The organism is Legionella geestiana (assembly GCF_004571195.1).
In the GTDB taxonomy this organism is placed as follows: domain Bacteria; phylum Pseudomonadota; class Gammaproteobacteria; order Legionellales; family Legionellaceae; genus Legionella_B; species Legionella_B geestiana.
In genome coordinates this window covers 1,308,930-1,331,943 of the sequence record NZ_CP038271.1, presented here as the reverse complement: position 1 = coordinate 1,331,943, position 23,014 = coordinate 1,308,930, and the positions used below count along the sequence as shown (strand labels likewise).

Here is a 23,014-nt window from a genome sequence, read left to right as displayed (position 1 = left end):
GGGGTTAACTTTCTCAGGGTTTGCCATGGCATGCGATGACTCGCGAATATACGGGTATGTGGAAAAAGCGACACTGGTGCAGCAGGACGTAACCCTGTCGGCGAAGCTTGATACCGGCGCGAAATCATCCTCTCTCAATGCCATTGATATTACGAGGGTTGAAGAGAACGGCGTCAGCTGGGTCTATTTCAAGGTACCGGTAAAGCAGGGCAAGCCCGTAGCGTTTCGTTGCGAGTATGTGGGACGGGTTGCCATAAAATCGCGGGCCACGGAAAACGGTACGGGGGGTCCTATTCGTCGTCCGGTGGTTTTAATGCCGGTGCGCCTTGGTACGGAAGTGCGCATGATTCGCGTGAACCTGACTAACCGCAAGCGTTTTATTTATCCCCTGCTGCTTGGGCGCGAAGCGCTGATAGCCTTTGGCGTTAAAGTTGACCCTTCCAGAAGTTTTATGCTTAAAAACAGTGAACAGCCTTCATGAACAGCACCAGTCGCCACGTCTATGGTTTAATCGTTGGCCTTTTTCTCGTAGGAATGGGGCTCTTTTTTTATCGCCATCTGGCGCTTGATGTCCCGCTGACCGATACTGAAACGGTCAACAGCTGGACCGTTGAGGCCAGTCTGCGTTTTGACGCGGACGGCAAATCGCCCGTCAAGGCCTCGTTTTTGATTCCCTGGATGCCACCGTATCTCGTCATTCTTGATGAGTATTTTGTATCGCACAATTACGGTGTTACGACCAATCTGCGCGGTAACAATCGAGAAACCGTCTGGTCGCAGCGGCGCGCAAGTGGCGCGCAGTCGCTGTACTACAGGGCGATTTTCCGCCAGACAGATTCCAATGAATCCCCACCGGCAAAACCCCCGGCGGTCAAACTGCTGACGCTCCCTGAAAATCAACAGGCGGCGGCCGAGGCGCTTTTAAGTCAGGTGCGCCAGTCGTCTGCCGACATTCAGACCTTTGCACAGAGTCTTTTGCGGGAGCTGCACAAGCAGGATGGCAATGCGCGTCTGCTCACCGGCAACACGCCGACCGATGAGTCGCTGGTCAATGCCGCCATTACCATACTTAATCAGGCCCGGGTACCGGCCATGGCCGTACGGGGCATTTACCTTGGGCGTCAGAACCGTGCTGATTTCAAGCTTTTTCTCGCGGTCTATAACGGGCGGGAATGGGTGTATATTAATCCGCGCACCAACAGTGCCGGTCTGCCGGATGATTTTCTAGTCTGGTCTTTTGGTGACGAGCCCATATTTGAGGTCAGCGGCGGGCGGCATGCACAGTTTGCGCTGACGGTCTCACCGACACCGGTCAATGCACTCAGTATCGCAAAAGCCAGAGGCGTGCAGGCGGATTCCGACATGATGCGCTTCTCGCTGCTGCAGCTGCCGGTCAACACTCAGGAAACCTATAAAATACTTTTGATGGTGCCGGTGGGCGCTTTTATCATCCTGCTGCTGCGTAATTTTATCGGACTCAGTACGTTTGGAACGTTCATGCCGGTACTGATTGCGCTTGCTTTTCGTGAAACGCACGTGCTCTGGGGAATTGCGCTTTTCACCATCATCGTGTCTTTCGGGCTGCTCGCGCGCTTTTATCTCGATGAGTTGCGCCTGCTGCTGGTACCGCGCCTTGCCGCCATTCTTACGGTGGTGATTCTCTTAATGATTTTCATCAGTGTGCTGACGCAGAATCTCGGGCTTGAGCAGGGGCTTTCAGTCGCACTCTTCCCGATGGTGATTCTCACGATGACCATCGAGCGCATGTGCATAACCTGGGATGAGCGTGGAGCGGGAGCTGCGATTCGTGCCGGTATTGGCAGTCTGGTGGCGGCCGTTATTGCTTTTTGCGCGATGAGTATAGCTTCACTTCAGTACCTGCTTTTTGCGTTTCCCGAGCTGTTGCTCGTGTTGCTTGCACTGATTTTGTGGTTTGGACAGTATCGAGGGTATCGACTCTTTGAGCTGAAGCGTTTTCGCGTGCTTGCCGGAGGTGGGTCCTGATGCTGGGTCTTTACCGCAGGCTTTCACAACGTGGTGTGCTCAGCATCAACCAGCGTAACAGCGATTTTGTGCTCAAGTATAATCCGCGCACGCGCTATCCGCTGGTTGATGACAAACTGAAAACCAAGCGACTGGCCCTTGCTGCCGGTATTGCCGTACCGCCGATGTATGCGCTGGTCGAAACGGAGCACCAGATTCGCGATATTGAAACGCTGCTTGAGCCGTACTCTGACTTTGTCATAAAACCCGCGCACGGTGCTGGTGGTGATGGCATTGTGGTGGTGACTGACCGCGTGTTTGGTCGCTTTCGCCAGGTCAACGGACGCCTGCTGACTGTTCAGGAAATCAGCTACCATCTCTCACGCCTGCTTTCAGGTGCCTACAGCCTTGGAGGACACGCCGATTACGCCATTATCGAGCAGCGTGTGGTCGTTGACCCCGTATTCGCCGCCATCAGCTATGAGGGTGTGCCTGACATTCGAATTATCACGCTGCTTGGCTACCCGGCTCTTGCGATGGTGCGACTGCCAACGCGCCTTTCAGGCGGCAAGGCCAATCTGCATCAGGGCGCCATTGGTGTGGGTGTGGACCTCGCCACCGGAACTACGCTTGGCGGCGTGTTTCATAATGACACCATTGATTACCATCCCGACACACTGAATCCTGTGGTCGGGATTACCGTACCCTACTGGGAGCGCATCCTCGAAATTGCCGCCGGTTGTTATGAATTAACGGGACTTGGCTACCTTGGGGTGGATATTGTCCTCGATAAAAACGAAGGTCCTTTGATGCTGGAATTGAACGCGCGCCCGGGCCTTAATATTCAGATAGCCAACCGCGAAGGCGCACTCCCGCGCTACCGCACGATTGAAGCACGTGCGGCGAGTGGCGTCGATAAGAGTGTTGCCGACCGGGTTGCTTTTAGCCGCGGTGCTTTTGCGCGGCTCGAAAAATGACGACAGCCGCTAAAGCTGTTAAGCTGGTTTTTTGCACCAATCGGGAGACACCATGAACGTTCTCTGCAAATGCCTTTTTACCGCCGCTGTTTTGTTGAATATGAGCACGGCGATTGCCTGCACGGATTTTCGTCTGAAAGCCGAGGACGGCTCGCTGATGATTTCTCGCAGCATGGAATTTGGCGTGCCGCTCAATTCGAACCTGCGCACCTCCCCGCGCGGGCGCACCGTTAACACCCAGACTACAAACCAGAAGCCGGGCCTTTCATGGACGTCTAAGTACGGTTATGCCTATGTCGATGGTTTTGGCATTGACGCAAGCTTTGATGGCCTTAATGAAAAGGGGCTGTCGTTTGGGTACCTCTACCTGCCAGGCGAAACACGCTACCAGGACATTCCTGAGGGTCAAGACAACAAAGCCATTCCCTATACCCGCTTTGGAGACTGGGTGCTTGGTAACTTCCAGACGGTTGATGAAGTGCGTGCAGCACTGGAAAACGTGTATGTCAGCGGTGAGAAGCTTCCACAGCTTGGAGATGCCGTCCTGCCTGCACACGCATCCATTTATGACGCGAGCGGCAAGGGCATTGTGGTTGAGTTTTACAACAATAAAGTCAATGTGTTTGACAATATTGGCGTCATGACCAACTCCCCGAAATACGACTGGCACGTGACGAACCTTCGCAATTTTATCAACCTCTCGGCAGAGAATCCAAAATCCATTACTCAGGGTGGCATTACCTATACCGGTAACGGGCTTGGGTCAGGCGCCATTGGCTTGCCGGGAGACGCCTCTCCTCCCTCGCGTTTTGTGAAGGTGGCGTTTATGGCGGCCAACGCATTTCATGCCAAAAATGCCGATGAACTCCTGAACCTTGCCCAGCATATCATGAATAACGTTGACCTCCCGGCCGGCTACGTGCGTTCAACGGAAAACGGTGAGGTGCAGACCGATACGACACAGTGGGTTGTGTTTAAAGACATTGGCAACCGAAAAATCTATTTCCGAACCTATGATGATTTGAGCCTGCGCTCCATCGACCTGAATCAGCTCGATTTTTCGGAAAAAGCGCGCCCGCTGTCTTTAAAACTTAATGGCCGCCAGAAGGTGACGGATGAAACCGCGCGTCTGAAGGCTTCACCCACCTCCTGAAGGGAGAAATGATGCACGGACGATTGACGCGAAAGCGCGTTACCACCGCGCTGCTCTCTTCGCTTCTGGCACTGCCGGCAATGGCCGAAGAAGGGGTGCAATGGCAGTATGGTGTCGCCCCCTATCTCTGGATGCTGGGCCTGCACGGTACTGTGCAGGCGGCTAATACCCGCCTTGAAGTGTCGCAGTCGTTTGCGGATATCATGCAGAAATTCCAGGGCGGCATCATGCTGTGGCTGGATGCGCGCCGCGGCCGTTTCGGTCTTTTTGCCAACAGCATGTTTTCGGTGCTCAAAGACGAACAGACGGTAGAAGGCTTTCCAGTACGTGCGCGCAATGATTTTGGTATTTTCTCGGCAGGCGCCTCATGGTCGCTCATTGGGGACGCCTCAAAGCCACAGGGCCTCACCCTTGATGCTCTTGCCGGCGCCCGTCTTACCCTCAACGATGTGACCCTGCGTGTAGCGGACTTGAAGGCCGTCAGTAACCACACCTGGACCGACCCCATTGGCGGCGCGCGCCTGCGATACACCTTCAACCCGCAATGGCACGTGATTGGCGAAGCCGATGGCGGTGGCATAAATGGCCACCACAGCACGGATGTTCAAGGCTGGATTGGCTACAATCCCAAAAAGCCCTGGCTTGTTGACAACCTGACCCTCTACCTTGGCTACCGTAATCTAAACCAGTACTACACCAGTGGCGAGGGGCGCAATTTCTTCCTCTGGGACATGAATATCCGCGGCCCGATTATTGGGGCTAAAGCGATTTTTTAATGCGAGGGTGAAGGCCCTTCAGGTTGAAAGTCTTCATCATCCTCTTTTGCACTACTCGTCTCATCGGGATGTGTATACGGCTCTCCATATCGCTCAAGACGTATCAAGGCACTGTGTACCTCCCGCAGGCGTTTTTGGCGTTCAGTATCAACCGTGAAAAAACGCGGATTAAAGGCAAGTCCGATAATCGCTCTCATGGCATCATTCAGCAGCTTTAAGACCGTGAAGAGCAGCGGAAGCCACGGATGACGGTGTGTGCCCATGCTCTCATGATGTTGCTCAATGTTTTTAAGAACATTGTCAAGGCCATCGGGATCGTAGTTGTTACGCAGTTTTCCGGCCTCCGTCTCCAGGGTGTCTGCAATGCCACAGGCGACACTTCCCGACGCTTTAACCGCATCGTCCGCGCCATTGTCACGCAGTTCGGCGCCGTAGAGCCTGAGGTTAGAGATGGCATTGAAGACCGCCCCCCACAACTCGCTTTGCTGCCGGGTTTCGAAGCGTTGAGTCGGGAGGGGCGCGCGCGGCATGAACATCGTGGGTAATGGGCGGGGGAGTGCTTCATCAAGAAGAGCCTCTTCCTCATCGTCATCCTCATCCGGCCGTATCGGTTTGAGTTTGGCGCGCCCAAGAATTTTCTGAGCATGTTTCAGTAAGTCGCGAAACGTGATGCGTGCTGACGGGGGGAGATAAGGCGCGCAATTGTGGACTTCGGCCATACTGACCAGCATTTTCGCGCGTGGCGGGTCGAGCCCTTCATGTACGAGCAGCGTAATCATTTCATCGGGCGGGTATTCTGGCATCTCCACGGTGATAAGGCGGCGCATCAGGGCGTTACTGGCCTGCTGGCGCGCGCCATCGCTCAGAGGGTTCTGGGTGCCAATCAGCATAAAGCCCGGGTGTTTTGGCGGCTTTTTGGTGAGGGGATTTTTGCCCATGAGAAGGTCGTTCAGGAAGTCTTCCAGGCGTTCACAGGCGTTAATTTCATCGATATAGACCACCGCCCCCTCTTCAAAGGCCTTGAGAAGACGCCGCTTTTTAGCCTCAATGTTAAGACTTGCCGGCAGGGTGTAAAAGCCCCTGTCAGACGAATGTCTGGCATAACCAAAGCGCTCCAGAAGTGCCTTGACCATTTCACTTTTCCCAACACCTGGCGGGCCCTCGAGCACGATGCCGCCAAGCCCTCCATAGAGGAGGGTGCGTGGGAGCGGATGGCCTTTTTGTGCCAGAATCCTTCGCTGTTCACGAAGCGCCAGCAGGTCTTCGAGCAGCCTTACCGCGGGGTCGCGTGAGGGTGTGAAGCAGTAGGTCCGTGTGTTTTCAGATGGCTGCATCGAGGATGCCGCCTCTGGCATGCCATGAACTGTCGGCAGGCGTTGCAGGCCGCTCTCAGGAAACGCTGCCTCAAAGGCGAGGCGCAGCTTGCCGGTAACAAGATTTTTGCCGATGATGCGCGCAAAATGGCGTGTCGTCTCTGTCAGAGATATTGTTTCAGAGCGGTTACTTAAAGACAGGAGCGCCATCATCTCGAGCTCGCGCGGCGAGATGAGCACGCGGTCTTTTGAGTGCTCGCAGAGGAAGACGTACATGCGTAGAATCTCAAGGCATGCGGCTTCGGTATCCTCCCGTGAAATACCATTGGCCGCAAAGAGCGGCTTCAGGATATTTTCATACAGGTAATCGCAGGGCATGGGCTCAACAACGAGAACATTACCGTGGCGCGCAAAGAGCGAGGCGATTTTACGGGTATCGCCATAGCTTGCGGGGTTACCGGCAAAGACCACCTTATGCTCTGAGGTAATTTCAATGCACACATTGTCGATGCGCACATGCGGCGGCGTTTCAAAAATCCCCTCAAACGCACTCCAGTCACCGGCTGAGGTATTGGCTTCATCAATAAAGAGCAGCTTAAGACCTGGCTGGCGGTCGCGTGCCCAGGTTTGCATGTTTCCTGCCGTATGCCAGAGCGTACACGCTCCGCCTTCAGCAATCGTGGTTTCCATGAGGGTGGATTTTCCGACACCTGTGAGCCCTGCCATAAACACCATGGGCGCATCACGCAGATGCGACCAGAGCGCATCAATACGCGCGCGCTCAAATGCCGCGGCGTTTTCATGGCTCTTAGCAAAGTCTGGAAGCTCCATTACAAGACGGGTTTCCAGAAACTCAAGCCCTTCCCAGGCAAGGTCAGAATCACCCTGCGGGTGTTGCGCTAAAAACTGCTCACGCACCCGCAACCGGCTTAGAGGTTCGGTGTGACGCGCCCTTTCCGGCAGGTGTTCAGGATGCTGAAGATGCGCCCACACGGCTTCACGGGGAATGGTATGACGTTCTTCGTTAAAGTCCGGAAACGCCACCTGCTCGGGATTGTCCGGCAGCAGAATCAGGCGGTTGTCGGGATTTTTCGTGACGCGCTCCAGCAAAAAGGGCATGAGCGCTTCCAGGTGTTCCGGGCTAAAACGCCCGCGCAGGATAACGGTTTCATGCTGTTCGAGCAGTTGCGGCAAAAGACCGCGCGTTTCCCAGAAACGCATGGTGCCGGCCTTGCGGTCGCACACGCCATCGAGCGCGTCCAGAAGCTGTGAGGGGTCGCATTCAGAGATATCCACGCAATGTGCATTCGCCCACTCCGGCTGAAGGCGGGTCACATCCGGGTCATCGCTCTTTATAAGCCGTGTGTGCAGATGAGGCTCCTCGGGCGGCAGTGGGGGGGCGGCATCTTCGCATGCCTGACGCAGGCCTGCGGGCAGCAGACTTTCATCAGCAAGGTTCAGTGACAACTGCACCTCGTTCTCGGCGCAGAGCGCGAGAAGACGCGCCCACTGGCTCTCTTCCAGGGGATGGGAAATATTGAGCGTCAGAAGCCCGTTTTTGTGTTCAGCAACCCACCCGTCAATGGCGAATGCAAGGCCATCGGCACACCGGTAGCGCTCCTCAAGCTGTGAAAAATAAAAACTGTTGAGGGTTTTGGCCTCTGGCGAAAGCCCGATGCGCCAGGAAGCAATATGGCCTGCGGCCTCGTTCCAGCGATACCCTTCTTCAAAGCTAAACCCGCCGTCAGGCCAGGGAATATGCTGTCCTTCATGCTCGAAAAAGCCTTTAATGCGCGCCTCGTGAAGGGTGCGCATGAACTCCCGGTCATGCAGCGGAGGATTGTAAAGCACAACTGGCAACACCGATTGAAGTGCGCGCACGAGTTTACCCTCTACCCAGCTAAATTCCCTCCCAAGCGGTTGCCAGCGCCCCAATAAGAGCTCTTTCCAGTCGCGGGCGTTAAATACATCAACCGCAGCGGCTGGTGTACTTTCTGGAAGGGGTTCAGACGGTAATGGCGGGAAGGCGTTTACCGCGGGCGCAAATGGCCAGTCCATCCAGCGCTTGATGCGTGAGTAAAATTCACCCCCCTGATGGCGTGCACGGTCTTTGGTGTTCTCCAGCAGAATGACGCCCGTTTTGGGGGGCAGCGGGGTGCCATCACTGGAGGCCGGGATATCCAGCAGCGTATTAAAGCGCACCAAATCCTGTGGCAGAAAATTCTGGCTGTTCAGCACAATCAGTGGCGGATTGTCGTGATTCTGCAGCGCGTGGTGCAAAGCGCCGCCCGGTCCTTCGGCAAAGAGGCCTCGATGCTCATCTTCCTGGCGACGAATGAAGGGGTTTGCGCACTGCAGAGCCTCTGGTTTATCAATGAAAATAACGTCCCGGCCACGGCCTTTGACATATGCCATAAAATCAAGGCAAAAAGCGTCTATCGTGTTTCCATCGGGCATGGCCAGACGAAAAGAGTCCTCTTTTTGGAAGAGGTCACTGAAAAACTCTTCAGGGCTGTCGTAGTGTTTTTCTTTTTTACGCCGGTTAATGAGCGCCTCCCGGTCACTTTCGGCATTATTAAGCGCCTCTTCAAGGAGAGGCAGTTCAGACAGATGGCTGCCGCTTTGAACCCACGGGTGCAGAGAGAAGTGTTGACAGGCGAGGTTTAGCCCCTGTATCACTTCCATGAAATTGACGGATGGGTGCAAGTCGGGAATGCTCTTTTGCAGCAGTTTCCAGTAGGTACGGGGATTTTTTTGCATCAGGCCATTGAGCAGGTAGAGCGTGATGGCCATTTGCGACTCGCTGCCAGATTGAAGGGCTGCGAGAAACATGGGGCGCCCGTCAGGGTGGCGCAGAAAAAGCGATTGTATCGCCTTATCAGAAGGTGGTGCGAGGGGAGGCGCTTCAGTAAGCCTTTGCAGGAACGCTTCACCGTCAGAGGCCTGCTGCAGGGCAAGAAGACCGCCGCCTGCGATAACGTCATCGATGTTAGCTAAAGGGGCTGGCTCCTGCAGCATTCTGTCCGTGCAGATAAGGTGCGGGCTGCCAAGGATGCGCCCAAGTATTTCCGGCAGTTCGTCAGCATCTGCGCGAAACTGTCCTTTGCTGAATCGTGGGTCAAAAATCAGGAACTTGCCCGTCCCATTGCCCTCTTTCAACGGGAAAATCGTGATGGCGCGCCATGGCGTTGACAGTATGCAGGCGGAGTCGAGGTGTTGCAGGCTGTCAAAAATGCCGGCTCCGGCATAATGGCGAATGCCGGGACGCCCCTCTGCACGCGCTTTGAGCCGGTTGAACCAGTTAATATGCGGGTCAGTCAGTGTTTTGCGCTCGCCATCCCACTCGCTGAAAAACTGCAGCATTTTCTGTATCCCTACAGGCCCGAGCTCAGAGGCAATCTCTGGAAGCACTTCAGCCAGAGAGGGTACGGCTATGTTCGCGTCTGAAGCCGCCTGCAGCTTCAAAAATTGTCCAAGGCGCGCTTCCAGCATCTCACTGTTAAGGTTTTTCGTGCCTAAGGGCAGTGTAGAGAGTGCTTTAACCGCCTCAGGCAGATGATCACGCATGACATCCAGTGAAAATTCCGGCAAAGTGAGTCTTTCTGCCTCGGCATTGGAACTCGCTGCCGGAGCGGAATAGGCGGGCGGTGCAAATAAAAATTGTTTGAGAGTCTTGAAGCTCGCGATTTCGCCAAGCAGGCCGGATTCTTTGAGCGCCCTCACACCGTTGGTGCCTAATATTTTCAGTGTCTCCAGACCGCCAATGGCATTAAAAAAATCCTTGAGATTAACGCCCTTAAAGGCATCATGAATCTCGTTCTCATTAGAATCCGAACGGCTCTCGGCAAGCGCTTTTAGAACATCATCCATGCTGACGGATTTTAGCAATTCGCGAAAAGCTGCACCTATTTCAGAAAGATTCATGCTTTTTAAAAAATCCTGAAAGTCTAATTCAGCGTGGGCACGCGACGCTATTTGCCACTTTGTCTCATTCTCTTTAGCCGATTCAAATCGTTTTTGCAGATCTTGCCTGCAGCCTTCGTCAAGATTTGGAACATTGTCAATAAAGCTTTGATAAAAGTCTGACGGGAACGATATGTGCCAACGCCTCATCTCATCATTGGCATCCAGCTGGACATGTCGAAGTTCAGTGCAGCTTTTCAAGCTGCGTGCAAGCTCGCTCATCTGCATTGCATTTTCGCTCGTCAGCGGCAATAGGTAATCACAATACAGCGCTTTAATCCTTCTAAAACAGGTGAGTATCTCTGCCAGTTGAAGGTGATTGGAAGCATTCAGGCAGAGAGTCAGTTTTTTTAGATGAGGCGCACTTTTTTCCCATCGCTCAAGCCAGCCTGCCGGTAATTTGCCTGTAAAATAAGAAAAATCTAACGACAGTGTTTCAAGGCCCGGCAGCGTGGGGACCGGGTCTGTTATCACGGGTGCGTGATAATCGACATTAAGGGAGAGGCTTTGTATGTGCGGATTTTTTTCAAGCAGTGCAATTAAGGCCTGCTCTTTATCCACTGTGCAGTAAACTTCCCTGAGCCGGGGCAGCATGGGCCAGTCGCCAGTCTCGGGGCCGGCGCACATGTTCAGTACTTCAAGTGCCGGGGTATGGAGGAGCAGCGCATCAAGACGACAGTAAATATCTTCTGCAGGTGGTTGCGGGGATTGACAATGACTCAGTGCCCAGCGTGCGGCAGCTGTGAGCAGGCATTGAAGATGGGTCACGCTTTTGAGATCATCTGTTTGAATCTGTACAAAAGGGTGACTGATACGCATGTCATTCAGTAACTTCCAAACGTTTTTATTGTCGATTATCAGGGATTTGGGAGTCGCTGTGTGCACATAGTGCGTGTCGATGATACGTATAAAATTCTTCCAGCTATAATCTTTTGAGGCAATCACTTCGCTCCAGTGAATGCGGGTGGTTTTAAAGCCTGTGGAGCGCGGCTCAGGATCGTATGGTACCGAGAAATAAACTTGATTAGGACGTGATACGGGCTTCCACTTTTCTCGCGTGAACCATCCATCGTCTAAATCTTCTATTTCGAGGTGTCTCACGGTCAGACGCGGGTTGTTTTTGACGAGCCTCTCCATGTCAAAATGGGTTAAGCAGTGCGCCTGGCGCTCGCGTGGCAGAGGCCTGTTTCGCAGGCTCTGTGGCACATCAACCCCGCCAAGGTTGAGGCGCAGCGCATCCGGGCGGGTTTGCAGGATTTCTTCCGTGAGGCGCGTAAGCCTTGGCGCGGTTCTCTCTTTAACGTGGTTCTCGTCAGAGGGAGCTGGTGCCTCATCTTCCTCCATCAGGGCATACACTTCAAAACCATCGCGAATCAGCAAAATCAGCTTTTCGATGACCGCTTCTCGCGGCAGGCTCTTTGACAGGATATTACAAACCAGCGGACGCTTTTCCTTGATGACGCCCCACGAACCGCTGCTCCAGGCCGCTTCGCCGTTGATAAGGCGCCCAACGCTGAGCGTCCCCGGAGACAGCCGCTTCCAGGTATGTACTTTACCGGCCTTTTCAACATAAAAATGGGGTGGATAGAGCATGAACTCTCGCAACAAGGAAGAAGTTGTTTATAATTTTAACATGATGCGGTAAGTGAGTACAATGTTTGCCGTTGATCTTTCATCGGCATGGGTAAGAAGATCCGCATGATTCCCAGAATTGAGCAAATACTGTATCATTGTCCTACTTTTTTGCGAAACTGAATATATCATGGTCTTTGCGCTCCTCGTTGCAGGCATTACGCTGATGACTTTGCTGGCGGTGGTAATGATGCTGCTTAAGCTTCGCCAGCTGCCGGCAGAAACACTCTCCCCCGCTTTGCGACTGCGCCTTTTGCTGAGCGGGTTTGTCGCCTTTGTGGCCGATACGCTGGGGGTTGGCAGTTTTGCGGTGAATGTCGCCCTTGCCAGAATGCTCGGCACTTTTCATGACGAGGAGCTGCCAGCGGTTAATAATGGCGCGCAGGTGATTCCAGGGGCCATTGAATCCCTTTTTTTCATGCAGATGGTGGATGTAGATATCACTACCCTTCTGACACTGGTAGCCGGCACCTGCGCTGGCGGTGTTTTAGGCGGTTTTTTGGTGCCGAGGCTGCCGCGCCAGACGCTGCGCCTTATCATGGTGGTCTGTTTTACGCTGGTGGCGCTGCTGTTGCTTGGCAGTGAGTGGCAACTGCTGCCGGTAGGCGGGGATTTGATGGCGCTTCAGGGCGCACGTTTGACCGCGGGCTTTTTTGCGATGATGCTGTGTGGCGCGCTGACATCTGCCGGTATCGGTCTTTTTGCGATGGTACAGGGGGCGCTTTTTTTACTGAATGTCTCACCTCTCGTGGCTTTCCCGGTGATGATGGTGGCGGGTGCTTCGCAACAGCCCCTGACGGCACTGATGTTTTTGCAAAGAGGCTGCATTCCGCTGAAAAAGACGTTGATCTTCAGTCTTGCCGGCTGTGTCGGGGTGCTGGTGACGGTGCCGCTTGTGCATGTGCTGTCATCGCGCACGCTGCATCTGTTGCTGGTGCTGGTTCTCGTGTATAACGTTGTGGCGCTTTTCCGTGCGTGGCAAAGCGCGCGGGAGGGGGCATCTTTCACCGCGCGCGTGCCTGCGCCTGGCAACCAAGGGAATTCCATGGACGAAAACGTCAGCAAATCACAAAAAAAACGCGAGGCCCATGCGCTCCAGGAGGCCGGGGTAAAGCTTTTAACCCTGCCGCGCGATGTTTTTGACGCCCTGCCAATCAGTACCGCACTGCGTGATGCGCTGGAAGAGGCACGCCGGCTTAAAAGCCATGGCGCGATTCGCCGCCAGAGTCAGCGCATTGGCAAGCTCATGCGCCTTGAAGACACAACCCTCATAATGGAGGCGCTCGCACGCATGGAAGAAGAAAGTGACGCCAAAAGCGCTTCTTTTCATGCAGTTGAGCGCTGGCGCGAGCGGTTGCTTAACGAGGGACGCACAGCCCTCACGGAATACATCGACACGTATCCGGGCGTAGATGTGCAGCAGCTGCGTCAGCTCATTGCCCGTGTGGAGAGCGCCAAAACCCCTGAACTTAAATCCGGCGCTTCCCGCGCTTTGTTTCGTTATCTGAGAACCTTTATCGTATGAATCTCCCACTTTTTGTCAGTGCGCCGCGGGGCATGGAATACCTCCTTGGCGAAGAAGCCGCGCAACTAGGCCTCTCGCTTTCCCGCACCTCCCCGCAGGGCGTTTTTGGTGAAGGAAGCCTTGAAACGGCGTATCGACTCTGCCTCTGGTCACGCCTTGCCAATCGCGTACACCTTGTGTTGTTCTCAGGCCGCGTGACCGATGAAAAAAGCCTGTATGCCCTTTGTCGGGAGTATGCCTGGCAGGACGTGTTTACAGCCGATAAATCACTCTGTGTGGAGTTTCACGGCAGCAGTGATACGCTGCGCAACACCCTTTTCGGCGCACAGGTTGTGAAAGATGCCATCGTTGACTGTTTCCGTGACACGGCAGGTGCGCGACCCGATGTCTCGCGCGTGATGCCGGATGTGCGTCTGCACGCGCATCTTAAAAAAGACACCCTGACGGTGAGTCTTGATTTGACCGGCTACAGCCTGCATCAGCGCGGTTATCGACTGGAAGCCGGAGAAGCCCCGCTTCGGGAAAATGTGGCCGCCGCACTTCTCGTGCGCGCCGGCTGGCCGAAAATGCTTGAAACAGACGCGTCCTTTTGTGACCCCTTCTGTGGTTCCGGTACCCTTGTGATTGAAGCCGCTCTCATGGCCGGACGGCGGGCGCCCGGGCTGTTACGCGACACACAGGCGTTTCGCCACTGGAAGGGGCATGATGAAGCCCTCTGGCAACGCCTGCGCGAGGAAGCACAGGCCGCGGCTCTCCCCATCACCCGCGTGCTGCAGGGGTCTGACAACGACCCGCGTGCCATTGCTCAGGCACAGGCAAATGCCGAACGCGCCGGTGTGGCCGTGGACGTAGAATTTTCGGTTGGTGGTTTTGAGACAAGCCGCGCGCGAAGCACTTGTGGGCTGGTCGCTACCAACCCGCCTTTTGGTGTTCGCCTTCAGGATCAAACTACCCTGGTACCGATGTACCGCGCGTTCGGACAGCACCTGCATGCCGCGTTTCAGGGGCATGTTGCCGCCATCCTCTCCCCCGACCCACTGCTTGCCCGAGCCCTTGGGCTTCGAGTCGGCAAACAGTATGCGCTTGCCAATGGGGCGCTTGCCTGTACCCTCTGGTGCCTGACACTGGATGCGACCAATCGGTTAAAGGAAACTGGGGAAAGCGGGCTCACAGAAGGTGCGCAGATGCTTGCCAATCGCCTTGCCAAAAACCTGAAGCACCTTAAAAAATGGGTACAGCGCGAGGGCATTGAATGTTATCGCCTGTATGATGCCGACCTTCCTGAATATGCGTTTGCCATCGACTGCTATGGCACGCATGTGGTGGCGCAGGAATATGCCGCGCCTGCGAGCATCCCGCCGCATAAGGCGGAGCGGCGGCGCCTTGATATGCTGGAAGCGCTGGTGCACGTGCTTGGGGTATCAAGAGATCGACTGGTGATGCGTGAGCGGCGCGTGCAGAAGGGGACGAATCAGTATCAAAAACTTGCGCAAACCGGGCAATCGCTTGTTGTGCGCGAGGGAGCGGCGCAGTTTAAGGTGAATCTTACGGATTATCTCGACACGGGGCTTTTTTTAGACCATCGTCCGCTGCGCCTGCGCTTTGCCACGCTCAAACGTGGCACGCGTTTTTTGAATCTTTTCTGCTACACCGGCACGGCCAGCGTGCATGCTGCACTGGCAGGCGCCATTACTACGAATGTGGACATGTCGCGCACCTATCTGCGCTGGGCGGAAGATAATTTTGCGCTGAATAAACTGCCGGTGAATCGCCACCAGTTTGTACAATACGACTGTCGGGAATGGTTAAAGCGCGCAGATGACCGTTTTGATGTGATTTTTCTGGACCCACCAAGCTTCTCGAACTCCAAGCGCATGGAGGGGACGCTTGATATTGTGCGCGATCACGCCGCACTCATTGACGATGCCATGCGTCTGCTGACACGGTCAGGAACCCTGTATTTTTCAACGAATGCTCGCCATTTTCGCATGGAAGAGCGCGTGCTTGCACGCTACCAGGTGGAGGACATCACCGCCTCCACCCTTGATATGGACTTTCAGCGCAATGCGCGCATTCACACCTGCTTCAGGATTTCTCACCCTCATGAGTCGTCGTAACTTCTGCATGAATCGCCTCTTTAAGCGGCAGCATATGGCCGCTTAAAAAGATGATTTCGGCGGTGACATAAAGTGGCGCGAGCACCATGTGCCAGGGGGTGTCCATAAAAGCTGGACGTTTGCCCTCAAAAAAATGACCAAGGAGCTGCAGGCCGGCACCGAGGATGAGCGTGACAAAAAATACCCAAAGGCTGCGCTCGCCGGGACCTGCTGCAGAAACCAGTTCAGCGACCCACAGAAGGCAGATAATTACCGGTGTGGCTGCAAGCGCGAGACGCCAGTTCAGGCGAAAATAATAGCCAAGCAGCAGGAGTGTTGCGATAGTCGCGAGACTCAGGTCAAAAATACCGGTTACGCGTACATGGATAAAGCCCAGAAACACCATAAACGCGAATATAATGAGCGGCACGCCCACAAAATGGGTATAACGTGTCAGCGGGTTTTCATGGCTTGAGGCATAGCAACGAGCCTGTTCGATAAACGGAATCATCCCTGTCTTCCTTCTGGTGTACCTTCTTTTACCATAGCACAGTGCTGAAATGTTCACCAGGCGGGTGCCAGCGGCAATTGTCGCCTCAAGGCGCTCACCGTGTCTGCCGTGTCGGTTTTGGGGTGCCAGAAAAAGCTGCCGCGCTTCTGGCTGGTGGCGGCAAGCCCAATGGCGCCAAAGAATCCAAGCCCTCCCAGCAGTATACCGGCGTTGCCAAGTGCTGTCAGTGCGATATCGGTGTGCGTACGCGGCTCACAGAGACGCGCTTTCATGGCGCGCATGGTAGCCCGAAGCTGCTCGCATTCGACGGCGGGTGAATTTTTTAACCAGGCGAGCTCAACGCCTTCGGCGAGTGTCTGCAATTCTTCAGCCAGCGCCACATGATTACGCTCCCGAAGTTCGCTCATTTTCTGGCGCAGAGCGTGGGTGGCAGGAATGCCAGGGCTCACGCTGCCGTTCAGGTAATAATCGGTAGCGATATTCGTAAAACCGGCTATGACTTCATCAATATTCGGACGCATCTCGGCTTTTGGATCCGTCATACGTGCGAGAAGGTTTCTGATGGCGGCTTTTGTGTTTTCGTCAAAATGCGGAATATTTGCAAAAAGTGCGTCATGGCAGACATCGCTTGAAAACGCCCTTAATTCTGCATTGCTGATACTGTTCCAGATGGGGTGTGCATCTCGCCAGATGAAGGCGAGTGTTCGGCCCAATGAATAGATATCGGAAGCATGCGAAGCCTGCTCACACTCCCATATTTCCGGGGCACAATAAAGCGGACTTCCTACAAGCCCCTCCTCATGCGCATCTGCTTCCATGCAGAATCCGTAATCGATAATATTGACCTCAATGGGCTGTAAACTGCCATCGGGTGGCATGCGCACGAAAATATTTTCAGGTTTTACGTCGCGGTGAATGAAGCCAGGTGTGGTAACTTGTTGCCGGTATGCCTGCAGCACGGCGAACGTCATGCGAAAGAGTATGAGGGTTGATAACAAGTCTTTTTCTTCGTTGTTGAGTAGATTGAAAAGCTCGTCACCAGGCATTCTACGTTCAACTTCAAAGCAACGCGAGCCAACAAAGACCGCCGGTTTGGCGTGTAGATGATAAGTGCGCTGGGCGCATGCCTGCCCACGCCGGATAGTGTTCATAAACACCTCATCGGCATCCTCAAGATTTTGACGTTTGACAATGCGCTCGCGACCCTCTTCTTTTGTTCGTCGGATATGCCGGTTATGCTCTGAAATCAGAGTCGCTCTCGAGTGGTATACTCTGTTGTATGTTCCTTTTCCCAAAAGACTGTTGGAAAGCACCTCATAACGCAGCCCAGGCCTTTCTTCATCAAGGACTCGCTTGCGCGGACGGCGAAGGATGCTGTGAGTGAGCCTGAATTCGCCTATCGGTTCGAAATTCCACAAAATATGCTTGTCAAAGAAGGCGATGCCCGGGTGGGCGTCCAGAAACTGAATAAGCACCTCTGTGCCGGCGCTCTCTAATGTAAGTGGGTTCAAGACGTAAATTTCGGCTTTAGACTGCACGTTGTCTTCCTGACCGGTATGCGCCTCACCATTGTAGCCGAGAACCCTGATTTTTCTCCAGTGTATTTTTTAGCGGTATGATTGTTATTGCCTCTGTAATATGCTTTGATTACTCCCCATTTTTTGGACACACCGCCCTGATGCTTAAATTTTTTCAAAAGAAACTCTTGCCTGTCTCTCTTGAGGAGCCCTTTGCTGCCGCAATGCAGCTGATACACGCATTGCTTGCATGCAAGGGCGACCCGGCCGCACTTCATGAAAAAATAGTGCCAGTGGACGGGGCTTTACTGCGTTGTACGCTCTCAGTGATTGCGCGTGACCTGGCTGTGCTGCATAACGCAATCAGTAAACTGTATGAAAATGCCTGCCATATGCTGCCACAGATGGACCCGCACGCGGTATGCGATTTTTTGCATGAACAGGCGCTGAACGGCGACACATTAAGCGCCACAGGGGAAGCCCGGGTACTTAAGGGGTGTGCGTTGATACTCGCCGAGCTGGATGCGGTTTCTATGCGGCATATTACGGTTGGTAACGCCATCAACCGGCAACTTATGGCACTTGGCTGTCAACACGACAGGGAATCTCTGTTGCCGCCTGATACACCAGGGTACCTTTTTCCGGGCAATCAAAAGGTCCGTTTTGCCAGTATGTACAATACGTTACCGGCGCCTGAAGCGCCTGGGATGTAAGTCGCATAGACGGAGGTCTTTTTCCAGGTGACTCCGGCCCAGGGCAGGGCGCCTGGAAATGGCACGCCCTTGAAAATATCGGGGCGTGCGGTAACCAGTACCGTGTAGCCAAGGCCCGCTGAAAAATCTTGTGTAAAATGTTTAGTTTTTAAAAACGCGTAACCGGCCGCCGGCTCTACGTTTTTATGCGAGTCCAGAAACGCGATGGCGTAAAGACCGTGCCAGTCGCCATCTTCATCCCAAAGACCGCGCCCAACGCCGCCGCCCCACGCGAGTTCATTATACTGGCGCACGCGTTCACGTGAGTAGGTATAGCGGTTGTGCCAGGCATAACCGGATACGTACAGCTCGTTATGGCCCTCTGTCCATATGGAGCGCAGCCGCTGACAAACTGGTTCAAACAATGACAGCCAGTGGCGACAGGATTCTGGGCGCGCGGGGGCAGCTTCGGGTTCGGCGAACGCGATTGATTGCGTAAGAAGCAGTATAATCAGCAGGATAGCTTTCATGCGAACCCGGTTTCTATATAAGGGGTTTAAATGGTAAAGTGAAAGATTTCACTGGCAGGCATACTAGCATGGACGTTTTTCGAAAAAAAGCACCGGTTTGGGCGCAGAGTACAGATGGTCACCTGCTGGCGTGCCTTTCTGCGCTGGATCTCATTTTTTTAGGTGTGGGCGCTATTCTTGGGGCCGGTATTTTTGTACTGACCGGCATCGTGGCGGCGACTCAAAGCGGGCCTGCCATCGTGCTCTCGTATCTCGTGGCGGGACTTGCCTGCGCGTTTGCAGCCCTTTCCTATGCTGAGCTTGCCGCATGCATCGGCGGCTGCGGCAGTGCTTACGGGTATGCGTATGCCGGTTTTGGTGAACTTATCGCCTGGATTGTCGGGTGGGATTTGCTGCTTGAATATGCCATTTCCGTTTCCGCCGTGTCCGCCGGCTGGAGCGGGTATGCCAAAGATTTGCTGCGTGCGCTTAAGATAAGCCTGCCGCAAGACCTTTTATATGCTCCCGCAGATGGCGGCGTGCTTAACCTGATGGCGTTTCTTGTGGTGCTTGTGATTGCCGGGTTGTTGTCGGTTGGCGTTAAATCGAGCGCGCGCGTTAATAATGCCATGGTGCTGGTAAAACTTACCGTGCTGCTCGCTTTTATACTTGCGGCAAGCGGTGAAATTCAGCCATCGAACTGGTCGCCGTTTATGCCCTGGGGATGGAATGGCGTGATGGAGGGGGCGGCGCTTATTTTCTTTGCCTATATCGGGTTTGATGCGGTATCAACCGCTGCGGAAGAGGCTAAAAATCCTCAGCGCGACCTGCCAGTCGGGATTATTGGCGCACTCGTTATTTGTACGCTGCTTTATATTGTGGTGTCCATCATGCTGACCGGCATGGTGCATTTTACAAATCTTAATGTGCCTTCCCCCATCAGTCATGCACTTCTTGTGACCGGGCACCGTTTTGTCGCGGGCCTCACCGGGATTGGTGCGATTGCGGGTTTAAGTACGGTGATGCTCGTGATGTATTACGGACTGACGCGGGTGTTTCTCGCCATGGCACGCGATGGGCTGCTGCCTGCCTGGTTTGGGCATGTGAACCCGCAGACACGTACGCCTGTGCGCATCATTGCGGTCACCGGCACCGTTATCGCGCTCCTGTCCGCGTTTGTGCCGATTCATGAACTCGCGGAGCTTGTGAATATCGGTACCCTGTTTGCGTTTATTCTGGTGTGCGCGGGCGTTATTATTTTGCGTTTTCGACATCCCGAACTGGAGCGCCCGTTTAAAGCCCCCTTCATGCCCTGGGTACCGGTATGCGGCATTTTGAGCTGCATGTATCTGATTTACCATCTGCCAGGGGTAACCCTGATGCGTTTTGTCGTGTGGATGCTGGCGGGGCTGGTGCTTTACTTCTCTTACAGTCGCTATAACAGTCATTTGAATAAGGCGGCAGCCGCATGAGCCATGGAAACGCCTCCCGCACCCGTATGCCGATGTCGCGCCTGTTGCGCCAGTTTTTAAAACGTCAGCCCAAAGACGAGACACTGCAGTTTGGCGCGCTGATACAGGCATTGGGGGAGCAGGCCTACGGCATGTTGCTCGTGGTTTTTGCCCTGCCGCCCCTCCTGCCGATTTCCGCGATTCCAGGCGTGTCTTTCGTGTTTGGCCTGCCGGTGGTGGTCATCGCGCTGCACCTTGTCATCGGGCGCAAGAGCCTCTGGCTGCCGCAAAAGCTTGCACACCAGGGCATTGCGGTTGATAAACTTCTAAAGATGGTGAATTACGCCACTCCTTTGCTTCGCCGCATTGAGCGGCTCTTAAAACCCCGCTGGAGCCTTTTAACCCGCTGGTGGGTTGAGCGTCTGCTGGGGATTTTACTGCTGGTTTTAAGCCTTCTGCTGCTTCTGCCCATTCCGTTCAGCAACATGATTCTCGCCGGCACCATCGTGCTCATGGGGCTTGGTTTTTCTGAACGCGATGGTCTTGTGCTGGCACTTGCAAGTCTTACAGGGCTTGGCTATATCGGGTTTTTGAGTACGGTTGCCAGCGGCGTGTGGGCGCTTTTTTAGAGGGCGGCACAATTATTCAGTTGATAACCTGTCTCGACTGGGTCAAGTCCAAAATTTGCTGTAAATTGGTGACTTGATAAAACTCCTGCAAAATTGTTTTATGGAAGCGCTCACATATGCCATTTGTCTGGGGTGATTGCACTTTCGTTTTGGTGTGGTCAATATTGTTAATCGCTAAATAAAGCTGATAATCGTGATGCTCCACCTTGCCACAGTATTCCGTGCCTCTATCCGTCAAAATGCGCAGCATGGGGAGCTTATGAAGCTCAAAGAACGGTAATACTTTATCATTCAGGATATCTGCTGATGTAATCGGTGTTTTCGTGGTATACAGCTTGGCAAATGCAACTTTGCTATAGGTATCGACGAATGTTTGCTGGTAAATCCTGCCCACTCCCTTGAGCGTTCCAACATAAAAAGTATCCTGAGAGCCAAGATAGCCGGGATGGACTGTTTCGATTTCACCACAGGCTTCATCATCAAATTTTTTCTTTTCCAAAGCGGCTACCTGCGATTCCGTCAGGATGATGCCCTCAGATGCAACTTTTTCCTCCAGGGCTTTGAGCCGGTCTTTAAAGTTGGCTAAATTATACCGGAGCCACACGCTGCGAACTCCGCTTGGAGATACAAAAACACCTTTCTTGCGTAGTTCATTACTGGTGCGCTGCTGGCCATGAGCTGGATATTCAATCGCATAATCTCTCACCGCCAGTTCGACAGGCTCTTCAACACGGTTTTTATGGTTAGGTTTTCTACGTGTCTGATCAAATAGAGCCTCAACTCCTCCAGTCTCAACAGCTGATTTATAGCGATAAAATGTGTCTCGGGATAAACCCATTACTTTGCATGCCCTCGACACATTGCCCAATTCTTCAGCAAGATTCAACAGGCCAACTTTATGTTTAATGATTTTAGCGTTACTATCTATCATGAGAGTTTTCCTTTTGGTTTTGTTTAAAGTTCGCACTTCTATCAAAACCGGAAACTCTCACCTTTTCAAGGGGTTGTGTCAGATCAAGCTTTGTACGGGACAAAAAACTTGAAGTAGCTCATTGATTAATAGACAATCCCTGCGTTTCTGTTCAAGGAAAAGGCATGGAGTCATGGAAATCAACGAGCTGAGCGGTATATTAAACGGATATTTTAGTTGGAACAAGGCAAGAATGACCTGTTTCGCCTGTATGCTGGTATCATTGTTCAAAGTAAGAACGGTCAATTTAAGCGAACTGGCCTGTGGCTTTGAAAGCGAGGCAACAATAGAATCGCGCTACAAGCGTATCAAGCGATTTTTCAGGGAATTCACAATATGCTTCACCGCTCTGGCCGGATGGGTGATGACTTTTTTTGATTTTGACCAGACGCCGTTGTATCTCAGCATAGACAGAACAAATTGGCAGTGGGGCAAGCAGGATATCAATATATTAATGCTGTCTATTGCCTACAAAGGGATAGCCATCCCTCTCATGTGGGATTTGCTGCCCAAGCGCGGGAACAGTAATACCACAGAGCGTATAGCCTTACTTAAGCGTTTTATAGAGCAGTTTGGCAAAGAAAGAGTTGCCTGTCTGCTGGCTGACCGAGAGTTTGTTGGAAACGAATGGTTCTCATGGTTGCGTAGTGAAGGGATCTCATTTTGCATTCGAATCAAAAGCAACACTCAAACCAGCAACAGCTTGGGGCTTGACGTTAATGTGGATGCTCTTTTCTACGATCTGAAGCCTGGTGAACAACGAAAACTGAGGGGTGAGCGCAGGCTTTGGAAGCAAAAAGTCTGGTTGAGCGCGCTCCGGCTTACAGATGGTGAATTACTTATTGTTGCAACAGATAAAGAAGTTGATTCACCTATCGAATTGTATGGCCGGCGCTGGGAAATAGAAACCCTGTTTTCCTGCCTGAAATCGCGCGGCTTTAACTTTGAGGACACGCATATTACAAAGCCGGAGCGTATTTCGAAGCTGATAGCACTTTTAAGCATCGGCTTTTGTTGGGCTTATAAAGTAGGTGAATGGCGCAACGAGCAAAAAGCGATCAAAATGAAAAAACATGGTAGAAAAGAGGTCAGTATTTTTCGTTATGGTCTTGATTTTCTACGTGATGCGGCTCTCAATGCAAAGCAGAATATCTTGAGTTTAATTGGTCAGGTGATGGCCTTCTTGAGCATCGAGGCACCGACCGAGGCGTTGATATGATTTTTTGTCCCGTACAGAGCAGATCAAGTCGAAACTAATTCATATTATCGCTATCTTTGACTTCCTGGACGTGGAAAATAACTGCACTTCTTCGTTAT

15 protein-coding genes and 1 pseudogene are annotated in these 23,014 nt (G+C 53.3%); 11 read left to right on the top strand and 5 right to left on the bottom strand.

Annotation, left to right across the window (positions count from 1 at the left end):
* The first annotated feature begins 25 nt into the window (after window positions 1–25).
* Genes E4T54_RS05860 through E4T54_RS05840 form a run of 5 tightly spaced genes read left to right on the top strand, consistent with a single transcriptional unit; the run spans window position 26 to window position 4,889 of the window.
* Entirely contained in the window at window positions 26–481 is a 456-nt protein-coding gene (locus tag E4T54_RS05860; RefSeq protein WP_238582786.1) for an ATP-dependent zinc protease family protein, read from the top strand.
* Window positions 478–2,004 carry an inactive transglutaminase family protein gene (locus E4T54_RS05855; protein WP_028385786.1) on the top strand — a complete coding sequence of 509 codons (1,527 nt, stop codon included), beginning with the start codon at window positions 478–480 and terminating at the stop codon, window positions 2,002–2,004. The genes E4T54_RS05860 and E4T54_RS05855 overlap by 4 nt, the downstream gene beginning before the upstream one ends.
* The gene (locus tag E4T54_RS05850) at window positions 2,004–2,960 is read left to right on the top strand and encodes an alpha-L-glutamate ligase-like protein (RefSeq protein WP_028385785.1); all 957 of its coding nucleotides are present in this window, start codon (window positions 2,004–2,006) and stop codon (window positions 2,958–2,960) included. The genes E4T54_RS05855 and E4T54_RS05850 overlap by 1 nt, the downstream gene beginning before the upstream one ends.
* A gap of 52 nt (window positions 2,961–3,012) precedes the next feature.
* The gene (locus E4T54_RS05845; protein ID WP_051550809.1) at window positions 3,013–4,113 is read left to right on the top strand and encodes a linear amide C-N hydrolase; all 1,101 of its coding nucleotides are present in this window, start codon (window positions 3,013–3,015) and stop codon (window positions 4,111–4,113) included.
* Between the two features lie 8 nt (window positions 4,114–4,121).
* The gene (locus E4T54_RS05840) at window positions 4,122–4,889 is read left to right on the top strand and encodes a hypothetical protein (RefSeq protein WP_135100398.1); all 768 of its coding nucleotides are present in this window, start codon (window positions 4,122–4,124) and stop codon (window positions 4,887–4,889) included.
* On the opposite strand, the gene E4T54_RS05835 is transcribed toward E4T54_RS05840, so the two are convergent.
* A complete protein-coding gene (locus tag E4T54_RS05835) occupies window positions 4,886–11,758 on the bottom strand; it encodes an AAA family ATPase (protein WP_028385782.1) in 6,873 nt (2,290 codons plus the stop codon). The genes E4T54_RS05840 and E4T54_RS05835 overlap by 4 nt on opposite strands.
* A 169-nt stretch (window positions 11,759–11,927) precedes the next feature.
* On the opposite strand from E4T54_RS05835, the gene yjgA reads away from it, so the two are divergent.
* The gene (gene yjgA / locus E4T54_RS12090; RefSeq protein ID WP_065230346.1) at window positions 11,928–13,322 is read left to right on the top strand and encodes a ribosome biogenesis factor YjgA; all 1,395 of its coding nucleotides are present in this window, start codon (window positions 11,928–11,930) and stop codon (window positions 13,320–13,322) included.
* Window positions 13,319–15,439, top strand: a complete 2,121-nt coding sequence (rlmKL, locus tag E4T54_RS05820; RefSeq protein WP_028385781.1) for a bifunctional 23S rRNA (guanine(2069)-N(7))-methyltransferase RlmK/23S rRNA (guanine(2445)-N(2))-methyltransferase RlmL — start codon at window positions 13,319–13,321, stop codon at window positions 15,437–15,439. The genes yjgA and rlmKL overlap by 4 nt, the downstream gene beginning before the upstream one ends.
* Here rlmKL and E4T54_RS05815 read toward each other — a convergent pair.
* Both E4T54_RS05815 and E4T54_RS05810 read right to left on the bottom strand, forming a co-directional pair.
* Complete coding sequence (locus tag E4T54_RS05815) at window positions 15,408–15,929, bottom strand: Mpo1 family 2-hydroxy fatty acid dioxygenase (protein ID WP_028385780.1); 522 nt, start codon at window positions 15,927–15,929, stop codon at window positions 15,408–15,410. The two genes, rlmKL and E4T54_RS05815, sit on opposite strands and share 32 nt — an antisense overlap.
* A 53-nt stretch (window positions 15,930–15,982) precedes the next feature.
* Entirely contained in the window at window positions 15,983–17,467 is a 1,485-nt protein-coding gene (locus E4T54_RS05810) for a protein kinase domain-containing protein (protein WP_028385779.1), read from the bottom strand.
* A 140-nt stretch (window positions 17,468–17,607) separates the two neighbouring features.
* On the opposite strand from E4T54_RS05810, the gene E4T54_RS05805 reads away from it, so the two are divergent.
* A complete protein-coding gene (locus E4T54_RS05805; RefSeq protein WP_131793722.1) occupies window positions 17,608–18,159 on the top strand; it encodes a hypothetical protein in 552 nt (183 codons plus the stop codon).
* Here the strand turns inward: E4T54_RS05805 and pagP are convergent.
* The gene (gene pagP, locus E4T54_RS05800; RefSeq protein ID WP_420795127.1) at window positions 18,096–18,659 is read right to left on the bottom strand and encodes a lipid IV(A) palmitoyltransferase PagP; all 564 of its coding nucleotides are present in this window, start codon (window positions 18,657–18,659) and stop codon (window positions 18,096–18,098) included. The two genes, E4T54_RS05805 and pagP, sit on opposite strands and share 64 nt — an antisense overlap.
* Before the next feature lie 77 nt (window positions 18,660–18,736).
* On the opposite strand from pagP, the gene E4T54_RS05795 reads away from it, so the two are divergent.
* Together E4T54_RS05795 and E4T54_RS05790 are read left to right on the top strand one after the other, a co-directional pair.
* A complete protein-coding gene (locus tag E4T54_RS05795; RefSeq protein WP_028385776.1) occupies window positions 18,737–20,119 on the top strand; it encodes an amino acid permease in 1,383 nt (460 codons plus the stop codon).
* On the top strand, window positions 20,116–20,727 hold the full coding sequence (locus E4T54_RS05790; protein WP_051550808.1) for an exopolysaccharide biosynthesis protein: 612 nt from the start codon (window positions 20,116–20,118) through the stop codon (window positions 20,725–20,727). Before E4T54_RS05795 ends, E4T54_RS05790 begins: the two co-directional genes overlap by 4 nt.
* A 67-nt stretch (window positions 20,728–20,794) precedes the next feature.
* Here E4T54_RS05790 and E4T54_RS05785 read toward each other — a convergent pair.
* Window positions 20,795–21,658, bottom strand: a pseudogene (locus E4T54_RS05785) (IS481 family transposase); the annotation flags it as partial.
* A 172-nt stretch (window positions 21,659–21,830) separates the two neighbouring features.
* Here E4T54_RS05785 and E4T54_RS05780 point away from each other — a divergent pair.
* On the top strand, window positions 21,831–22,916 hold the full coding sequence (locus E4T54_RS05780) for an IS4 family transposase (RefSeq protein ID WP_115152790.1): 1,086 nt from the start codon (window positions 21,831–21,833) through the stop codon (window positions 22,914–22,916).
* Window positions 22,917–23,014: the final 98 nt, after the last annotated feature.